This is a genomic window from Variovorax sp. YR752 (assembly GCF_943372545.1).
In genome coordinates, this window is sequence record NZ_CALRZC010000283.1 from 1 (window position 1) to 9,443 (window position 9,443).

Here is a 9,443-nt window from a genome sequence, read left to right on the forward strand (position 1 = left end):
GGCTCTCGGCGGCCGACGTCAATGCGGCGATCGCGGCGCAGAACGCGCAGGTCTCTTCCGGCACCATCGGCGACCTGCCGAACACCACCGACCAGGGCATCTTCGCCACCGTGGTCGTCAAGGGCCAGCGCGAGACGGCCGCGCAGTTCGGCGAGATCGTGCTGCGCGCCAACGCCGACGGCTCCACCGTGCGGCTGCGCGACGTGGCGCGCATCGAGCTCGGCGCGCAGAGCTACAGCGTGCGCACGCGGCTGAACGGCGAACCGTCCACCGGCATCGGCATCCAGCTCGCGCCCAGCGCCAACGCGCTGCAGACGGCCAAGGCCGTGAAGAAGCGCCTCGAGGAGCTGCGCCCCTACTTCCCGGCCGGCGTGAAGGCGACCATCCCCTACGACAGCTCGACCTTCATCAGCATCTCGATCAGCCAGGTGGTCGAGACGCTGATCGAGGCGGTGATCCTGGTCTTCCTGGTGATGTACCTGTTCCTGCAGAACATCCGCTACACCATCATCCCGACGCTGGTGGTGCCGATCGCGCTGCTCGGCAGCTTCGCGGCGCTGCTCGCGCTCGGCTTCTCGATCAACGTGCTGACCATGTTCGGCATGGTGCTGGTGATCGGCATCGTGGTCGACGACGCCATCGTCGTGGTCGAGAACGTCGAGCGCATCATGAGCACCGAGGGCCTGCCGCCGCTGGAGGCCACGCGCAAGGCGATGGGGCAGATCTCCGGCGCGATCGTCGGCGTCACCGTGGTGCTGATCTCGGTGTTCGTGCCGCTGGCCTTCTTCAGCGGCGCGGTGGGCAACATCTACCGGCAGTTCTCGGCGGTCATGGTCACCTCGGTGGCGTTCTCGGCCTTCCTCGCGCTGTCGCTCACGCCGGCGCTCTGCGCCACGCTGCTCAAGCCGGTGGAAGCGGGCCACCACCACGCCAAGGGCGGCTTCTTCGGCTGGTTCAACCGCGGCTTCACGCGCACGGCCAAGAGCTACGAGGGCTGGGTGGCGCGCATCCTGCGCCGCGCCGGCCGCTTCATGATCATCTACGTGGCCATCATCGGCGCGGTGGTGGTGCTGTTCGGCCGCCTGCCGACCTCGTTCATTCCCAACGAGGACCAGGGCAACATCATCGTCAACGTGCAGCTGCCGCCAGGCGCGACGCAGAACCGCACGCTCGCGGTGATGCAGCAGGTCGAGCAGTACATGCTCGCCCAGCCCGAGGTACAGAACATGGTCAGCGTGATGGGCTTCAGCTTCTCCGGCAGCGGCCAGAACGCCGGCCTCGCCTTCGTGACGCTGAAGGACTGGAGCGAGCGCAAGGACCCGGCCAACTCGGCGCAGGCGCTGGTGGGCCGCGCCTTCGGCGCGCTCGGCAAGATCCGTGACGCGATCATCTTCCCGGTCAGCCCGCCGGCGATCCGCGACCTCGGCCGCGCCAACGGCTTCGCCATGCGCCTGCAGGACCGCGGCAGCAACGGCCGCGCGGCGCTGCTGGCGGCGCGCGGCCAGCTGCTCGCCGCGGCGCAGAAGAGCCCGCTGCTGGTGGCCGTGCGCCCCGACGGCCTGGAGGACGCCTCGCAGCTGCAGCTCGACATCGACCGCGACAAGGCGAATGCACTCGGCGTCAGCTTCGCGGCCATCAACAGTGCGCTGTCGACCTCGCTCGGTTCGTCCTACGTCAACGACTTCCCCAACGCCGGCCGCCTGCAGCGCGTGGTCGTGCAGGCCGACGCGCCGGCGCGCATGCAGCCGGAAGACCTGCTGCGCATCAATGCGCTCAACGGCGCCGGCAATCCGGTGCCGCTGTCGGCCTTTGCCAGCACCCGCTGGGTGACCGGCCCGATGCAGACGGTTCGCTACAACGGCTACCCGACGCTGCGCATCGCCGGCGAACCGGCGCCCGGCGTCAGCAGCGGCGCGGCGATCGCCGAGATGGAGCGCCTGGCGGCCGCGTTGCCGCCCGGCTTTGCCTACGAGTGGACCGGTCTGTCGCGCGAGGAGAAGCTGTCGGGCTCGACGGCGCTGATCCTGTTTGCCTTCTCGCTGCTGTCGGTGTTCCTCTGCCTGGCGGCGCTGTACGAGAGCTGGTCGATCCCGCTGGCGGTGATCCTGGTCGTGCCGCTGGGCGTGCTCGGCGTGATCCTCGGCGCGAACTTCCGCGGGCTGGAGAACGACGTGTTCTTCAAGGTCGGCCTGATCACCATCATCGGCCTGTCGGCGAAGAACGCGGTGCTGATCATCGAGTTCGCGAAGGACCTCGCGGCGCAGGGCAGGAGCGTGGTCGACGCGGTGCTGGAAGCGGCGCACCTGCGCTTCCGCCCCATCGTGATGACTTCGATGGCCTTCATCCTCGGCGTGCTGCCGCTGGTGCTGGCCAGCGGCGCCGGCAAGGCCAGCCAGCACAGCATCGGCACCGGCGTGTTCGGCGGCATGCTGACGGCGACGACGCTGGCGGTGTTCTTCGTGCCGGTGTTCTTCGTCGTGGTGCGGCGCATCTTCAAGGGCAGCGAACGGCAGCGGCGTTTCGATGCCGCGCACGGCCACGCGATCGGCACCGACGCGGCGGCGGCCGGCAAGGAGGACGCATGAATCCGCGTCTGATCCTCGGCGCCGCCGCAGCCATGCTCGCCGGTTGCGTCAACCTGGCACCGGACTACGAGCGCCCCACAGCCCCGGTGGCGGCTCAGTTCCCGGCGGCGGCCGCCTCGGCTGCCACCACCACGCCCGCAGCCGATCTCGACTGGCAGAACTTCTTCACCGACGAGCGCCAGAAGCGCCTGATCGCGCTGGCCCTGGCCAACAACCGCGACCTGCGCATCGCCGCGCTGAACATCGAGGCCACCCGCGCGCAGGCCGCGGTGCGCGACGCCGACCGCTGGCCGACGCTCAACGCCGGCCTGACCGGCTCGCGCCAGCCCACCGCCGCTGGCGGCATCAATTCGCTGTACACCGCTGGCCTGCAGGTCACCGCCTACGAGCTCGACCTGTTCGGCCGCCTGCGCAACCTCAGCGACGCTGCCGCCGCGCAGGTGCTGGCCAGCGAGGAGGCTCGCAAGTCGGTGCAGATCAGCCTGGTGGCCGCCGTCGCCAACGCGCAGCTCGCGCTGGCCGCCGACGACGAACTGCTGCGCGTGACGCAGCAGACGCTGGCCTCGCGCGAGGACTCGTACCGCCTCATCAAGCTGCGCTTCGACAGTGGGGCGAGTTCCGAGCTGGACCTGCGCCAGGCCGAGTCGCTGCTCGAGACGGCGCGGGTCAGCGTCGCGCAGGTGACCCGCCAGCGTGCGCTCGACCAGAACGCGCTGGCGCTGCTGCTCGGCCAGTCGCTGCCGGACGAGTTGCCGGCGGCGACTGCGCTCGATGCGGCCGCCGGCCTGCCAGAGCTGCCCGTGGGCCTGCCTTCCGAGGTGCTGGTGCGCCGGCCCGACGTGCGCCAGGCCGAACAGCAGTTGATCGCTGCCAATGCCAACATCGGCGCCGCGCGCGCCGCCTTCTTCCCCCGCATCACGCTGACCGGCAGCGCGGGCCAGGCCAGCGGCCACCTGTCCGATCTGTTCAAGTCGGGTCATTCCGCGTGGAGCTTCGCGCCGCAACTGATCCAGCCGATCTTCGACGCCGGCCGCAACCAGGGCAACCTGGATCTCGCCAAGGCCAACCGCGACATCGCCGTCGCGCAGTACGAGCGGGCGATCCAGACCGCGTTCCGCGAGGTAGCCGATGCGCTGGCCGGCCGCGCCACGCTGGGCGAGCAGTTGCGTGCACAGGGGCGCCTGCTCGAGGCCGAGCAGCAGCGCAGCCGCCTGGCCGAGCTGCGCTACCGCAATGGGGCCTCCAGCTACCTCGAGTTCCTCGACGCGCAGCGTTCGCTGTTCGCGGCGCAGCAGGCCCTGCTGCAGCTGCAGGCGCAGTCGGCGCAGAACGCAGTCACGCTGTACAAGGTGCTGGGCGGCGGCTGGCAACCGCCCGCCGCGTCGCGCTGATCGCCAGGCCGACCGAGATCATGCGCAGCGCGTCCTCGGCGGAGCGCACCAGCAGCTTGCCGGCCTGCGCGATCGCCTCCTCCAGCGTGCAGGGCCGGCTGAGGATGCTGGCGAAGGCATCGATGCCGTGCTGCAGGTTGATCTCGACGCCGCGGCCGATCGTGCCGGCCAGCGCAATCACCGGCAGGCCGCGGCGCTTGGCGCGCAGCGCGACCTCGGCCGGCACCTTGCCGTAGGGGGTCTGTTCGTCGAGGCTGCCTTCGGCGGTGATCACCAGGTCGGCCTGCTCGATCAGGCTGTCCAGCGCGAGGTACTGCATCACGATGTCGTAGCGCGGGTGCAGCCTGCCGCCGAGCAGGGCCGCGAAGCCGGTGCCCAGCCCGCCGGAGGCGCCGCTGCCGGGCTGCGTGCCGAAGGCCAGGCCGGTGGCCGCGTGGATGCAGCGCGCCCAGTTCTCCAGCGCCTGCTCTAGCAGCTCGACCTGCTGCGGCGTGGCCCCCTTCTGCGGGCCGAACACACGCGCCACGCCGCGCTCGCCGAGCAGCACGTTGTGCCAGTTCACCGCGGCGTCGAGCTGTACCTGCGTCAGGCGCGGGTCCAGCGTCGACAGGTCGATGCGATGCAGGCGCAGCAGTTCGCCGCCGCCGGCGCCGAGTTCGCGGCCCTGTGCGTCGAGCAGCCGGGCGCCGAGCGCCTGCACCATGCCGGCACCGCCGTCGTTGATGCCCGAATCGCCGCATCCCAGCAGCACCCGCTGCGCGCCGGCGTCCAGCGCCGCACGGATCAGCTCGCCGACGCCGCGGCTGGTGGTCAGCATCGGGTTGCGCTGCTCGCGCGGCACCAGGCGCAGGCCGGCCGCTGCGGCCATCTCGATCACGGCGGTGCGCTGCGCGCGAGCGCCGAGCAGGCCGAACGAGGTCTGCACCGGCTGCCCCACCGGGCCGCTCACCGTCACCGGGTGCAGGCTGCCGCCGGTGGCGTTGACCAGCGCCGCGGTGAAGCCCTCGCCGCCGTCGGCCATCGGCGCCTTCAGCACGCGCGCACCGGGCATCACGCGCAGCACGCCTTCGGCGATGTGCTCCGCGACCTCCTCGGCGCTCAGGCTCTCCTTGAATCCCGACGGAGCGATCAGCACCGTCATCGCGCGCCCCCGCTTGAACAGGTCACGCTGCTTGGGCTTGGGCATGGTGGCTCCAGATGTCCGCCGGGCGGAAGTTGTTCGTCTTCCACCGAGGGCCGGGCGGCCCGGCTGATACATGCGGACCGCAGGATTCGTCAGCCCAACCCCTGCAGCGGCTACAGCACGACGGCGCACAGCGACAGCAGCAGCCAAAGCCCGGGCAGCAGCGCGGCGCTGAGCAGCAGCAGGTCGCGCGGCGCGGCGTGCTGCTGCCCGCCCTGCATGAACATCGCCACCGGCTTGGCGCTGACCGTCAGCGTCTGGCAGAAGCCGCTGCCCAGTGCGACCAGGAAGACCAGCAGCGAGGCGTCGTTGCCCGCCGCGGCGAACGGCAGCGCCACGGTGGGGATCAGCACCGTGGCCCGCGCCGTGCGCGAGGTGACCACCAGGTGGGCGAGCAGGGCGATCAGCGCGGCCAGCACCAGCTCGCTCCAGGGCGGCAGCCGTTGCAGCGACAGCGAGGCGACCAGCGTTTCGGCCAGCGCCGTGGCCGCACCGCTGGCCAGCAGCGCCTCGCCCATCACCAGCGTGGCGGCCATGAAGATCACCAGGTTCCACTCGACCTTCGCAAGCGCCGACTTGAGGTCCATGCCGGTCAGCGGCTTGAACGTCACTGCGAGCGCGCCGCACAGGGCGACCAGCGGCGCATCGATGCCATGCCACCCGCCGCTGGCCCAGCCCAGCAGCGTGAGCGCAGCGATGGCGGCGACGGCGCGCTGGGCGCGGGTCATGGGCATGCGCGGCGCCGGCGGCAGGCTCAGTGCGCGCTGCCGCTCCTGCGCGCTGAGGAACAGATGCAGGATCAGCTCGCAGGCCAGCAGGCTCGACGCCACGCCGAACGGAGCCGCCAGCACGATCCAGCCGAGGAAGCCGGGCGCCGTCCCGCTGAGCTGCCGCATCATGTCCAACGCCACCAGGTGCGCGCCGGCACCGAGCATCGAGACGCAGGCCGACAGCAGGATCACGCTGGGAAAGAGCAGCGCCAGCGCGCGCGCGAGCCGCGGCTCGGCCAGCGCCCGGGCGAGCGCGAGGAACACCGGCAGCAGCAGCGCGGCGCGGCCCGAGGTCGATGGCACGACGAAGGCGGTGGCGATGATGAACAGGCTCAGGCGGCGCATCAACGCGGCCGGCGTGCGCGCCGAGGCCACCAGCGCCAGTGCCCAGCGCTCGGCCAGGCCGCTGGCGGCGAGCACCGCCGCGATGACGAAGGCGCCGATCAGCAACCAGATGAACTCGTTGCCGAGCCCGGCGTAGAAGTCTTCCAGCGGCGTGGCGCCGCTGGCCAGCAGCGCGAGCACGGCCAGCAAGGCCACCGGCGTCTCGTCGAGGTCGAGCACGGTCCAGGCGACGATGGCTGCGCCGAACACCAGCAGGGCCCCGCGCGCCGGCGCCGCCAGCCCGGGCAGGCCGAAGTGCAGCGCGGCCGCCAGCGCGGCGAACAAGGCCGCGGCGAGCGGCCAGCGCCAGCGCAAGGTCATCGCCAGCCGAGCACGTCGTGACCGCGGTTCTCCAGGCAGCGCTCGACGTAACCCTGGTACACCTCGTCCGGTTCGTTCCATTCCAGCAGCAGCTTGGTGGCCATGCCCGCCGCGCCGCCGGCGGCGGCCACACGGGCGCGCTCCCAGGCGCTCTTGCTGCTGCTGACCGCCGACCCGACCGCAGTGGCGACGAAGCCGACCGCGCCGGCCCCGGCAGACTTCGAACCCACCGACGCAGCCGTCATGCCGTTGCGGCCCACCCGCGCGTCGGCAAGGCGGGCGCAGTCGGCGACGTCGCGGCGGGTGCGCTCGTTCATCACGATCGAGTCGGCGGCCTTCGAGTAGACCACCGGCGCCTGGCCGGCGCAGGCGCCGAGGCCGAGGGCCAGCAGCAGCACCAGGCGCCGAGCCGTTGCGGTGCTGTCGGGCCGCGGGAGGCGGAGGGATGAGGGCATGTCGATCTCCGTGTCATCGTGGGTGATGGGTCACAGAGCGCGCGGGTGCGCCGCCGATACATGCCCGCACGTCAGCGTGCCGCCGAGGCTGCCATCGCCGCACAGATGAACGGCCGCCCGGAACGGGCGTCGCCCGCTCAGCTGCCGGCGCCCGGCTCGCGGTAGGGGCTGTGCAGCGCGGCCGGCTTGGCGCGGCGCTTGCGCGCATGGATGTTGAGCATCTCGAGGGCCACCGAGAAGGCCATCGCGAAGTAGACGTAGCCCCTGGGCACGTGGTTGTCGAAGCCTTCGGCGATCAGCACCGCGCCGACGACGACGAGGAAGGACAGCGCCAGCATCTTGATGCTCGGGTGCGCCGGGACGAACTCGCCGATCGCTCGCGCGAACAGCATCATCAGCGCCACCGACAGGATCACGGCGGTGAAGGTGGCCTTCACCGCACTGCTGGCCTCGCCTTCCAGACCAGGAACAGACCGCCGACGATGAGGATCAGGTCGCGCCCGGAGATCTCCTATTCGAGCACCGTGAACAGCGGCGCCACCAGGCCGACGATCCAGGCCTGTGGGTCGCTCAGCAACTCCATCATGATCGTCCTCACCGTTCGATGTATTTGGTGAGGCGCGATGCCAGCCGCGTACCGGGCGCCGGCCGCGCATGACCCTGCCAGCCCTCCGGCCCTTCAACCGATTGCGCGCAGCGCCGCGAGCACCGCGCGCAGCGTCGCCTCGCGCCGTGGCGAGTCGCCCTCGGCCCAGGCCGCATGGGCGCGCGCCGGCTGCAGCGCACGCAACACCGCCTGCAACTGCGCCGCGGGCAGCACGCCGCGCTCCAGGTCGATGCGCTCGTTCGCCGCGTGGCCGCGCGCGCCGAGCGCCGCGTGCAGCGCAAGCAGGCGCTGCGCGACGACCGTCAGCACCGTGTCCTCCAGCGACAGCTCGTGGCGCCCCTGCAGCGCATTGGCAAGCCGCCGGCCGAGCGGCCCGAAGCCCTGGCTGGCGGCGCCGCCGATCGCCGCGCCGAGCGCCGCCGCACTGCCCAGCGACAGCCCGGCCAGCGCGACGTCGGCCGCCAGCCCGATGCCCGCGCCGATGGCCGCGCCCTTGCCGAGCCGCGCGCCGGCATCGCGCAGCGTCTCGGGGTGGAACAGGTCGGCGGCCCAGCGGCCGTCGAGCCAGGGCAGCATGGCGAGCTCGGCGTCGTCGCGCGCGAAGGCGTGCACGTCGAGCAGGTCCTGCACGGCGCGGCGCGCGCGCTGCAGCACCGCGTCGCGGAAGCGTTCGACGATCGCGGCCTTGAGTGCCGCCGCTTCGACCTCGTCACGCGACAGCGTCGTCCGCATCGCAGCCAGCGAGAGCAGGGTGTCGGCGATCAGCCGCAGCCCGGCCTCGTGGCGGTCGGCACGTTCGGATTCAAGGAACGCAGCCACCTGTTCCAGCGCCACGCGCCGCTGCGGCAGCAGCACCTGCAGGCTGGCGTAGAGCTGCGCCTGCGCGCCGTCGAAGGGCGCCACCGCGTCGAAACGCGCCTGCGCGTGCAGCGCGAAGTCGGCCAGCAGCGCGCTCCACTGCGCCTCGCGCGAGGCCGGGTCGCGCACGAAGTTGAGCACCGGCAGCACCGGCTTGCCGCAGGAGGCGAGGATCTCCACCTCGCAGCGGAACTTGGCCAGCACCGGCTCGCGGCAGTCGATCACGAACAGCGCGGCGTCGATGTCGAGCAGGCTGCGCAGCACCTTGGCCTCCTGCTCGAAGCTCTCCTGCGCGGCGCGGGTGGCGAGGAAGGCGCGGATGCGCTGCGGCGGCGTCATGTCCGCATGCAGCGGGCCGAGCGCGTCGCGCAGTCCGATCGGATCCTCCAGGCCGGGCGTGTCGAAGAAGCGCAGTGCGCTGGCGCCGTCGATGACCAGGTCGACCGACTCGACGTGGCGCGTCGTGCCCGGGCGTGGCGACACCTCGCCGAACTGGCGGCGGCGTGTCAGCGTGCGCAGCAGCGAGGTCTTGCCGGCATTGGTGTGGCCGACGACGGCGATGCCGATCGGCTCAGCCATGGGCAGCGCCGCGCCAGCGCAACGCGGCCTCGGCGTCGGTGAAGATGGGCAGGTCGCCGCGGCCGGCGTCGGCGAGCCAGTCGCGCCAGCGCGCCGCGCCGGCCTCGGCCTGCGCGGGTGGGGCGAGCAGCAATGCGGTGGCGCTGGCGCGCAAGCCGTCGAGGAAGCGCACCGTGCCGCGGTCGGGCGTGGAGGGCGCGTGGCAGACCACGATCAGCCGGGCCGGCGGCGTGGCGGCCAGGCGCTGCAGCAGCGCCTGACGCTCGTCGCTGCCGCCGTCGATGCGCTGCGCCCATGCCGCCTGCGCGAG

Annotated in this window: 7 protein-coding genes and 1 pseudogene; 2 read left to right on the forward strand and 6 right to left on the reverse strand. The window is 72.1% G+C overall.

Annotation, left to right across the window (positions count from 1 at the left end):
* The coding region (locus tag AAG801_RS37080) for an efflux RND transporter permease subunit (RefSeq protein ID WP_341892922.1) at positions 1–2,585 on the forward strand (2,585 nt) is incomplete at its 5' end.
* Positions 2,582–3,976 carry an efflux transporter outer membrane subunit gene (locus AAG801_RS37085; protein ID WP_341892923.1) on the forward strand — a complete coding sequence of 465 codons (1,395 nt, stop codon included), beginning with the start codon at positions 2,582–2,584 and terminating at the stop codon, positions 3,974–3,976. The genes AAG801_RS37080 and AAG801_RS37085, both read left to right, overlap by 4 nt.
* Here the strand turns inward: AAG801_RS37085 and AAG801_RS37090 are convergent.
* The 6 genes and pseudogenes from AAG801_RS37090 to AAG801_RS37115 form a co-directional block, all read right to left on the reverse strand.
* Complete coding sequence (locus tag AAG801_RS37090; RefSeq protein WP_341892924.1) at positions 3,921–5,162, reverse strand: glycerate kinase; 1,242 nt, start codon at positions 5,160–5,162, stop codon at positions 3,921–3,923. The two genes, AAG801_RS37085 and AAG801_RS37090, sit on opposite strands and share 56 nt — an antisense overlap.
* Positions 5,163–5,272: 110 nt before the next feature.
* On the reverse strand, positions 5,273–6,634 hold the full coding sequence (locus AAG801_RS37095; RefSeq protein WP_341892925.1) for an SLC13 family permease: 1,362 nt from the start codon (positions 6,632–6,634) through the stop codon (positions 5,273–5,275).
* On the reverse strand, positions 6,631–7,089 hold the full coding sequence (locus tag AAG801_RS37100) for a hypothetical protein (protein WP_341892926.1): 459 nt from the start codon (positions 7,087–7,089) through the stop codon (positions 6,631–6,633). Before AAG801_RS37100 ends, AAG801_RS37095 begins: the two co-directional genes overlap by 4 nt.
* Before the next feature lie 137 nt (positions 7,090–7,226).
* Positions 7,227–7,648: pseudogene (locus tag AAG801_RS37105) on the reverse strand (TerC family protein); the annotation flags it as partial.
* A 120-nt stretch (positions 7,649–7,768) separates the two neighbouring features.
* Positions 7,769–9,133, reverse strand: coding sequence for a GTPase/DUF3482 domain-containing protein (locus AAG801_RS37110; protein WP_341892927.1), 1,365 nt, complete (start codon positions 9,131–9,133; stop codon positions 7,769–7,771).
* Positions 9,126–9,443, reverse strand: a 318-nt coding sequence (locus AAG801_RS37115) for a DUF2868 domain-containing protein (RefSeq protein WP_341892928.1), incomplete at its 5' end; no start/stop codon positions are given. The genes AAG801_RS37115 and AAG801_RS37110, both read right to left, overlap by 8 nt.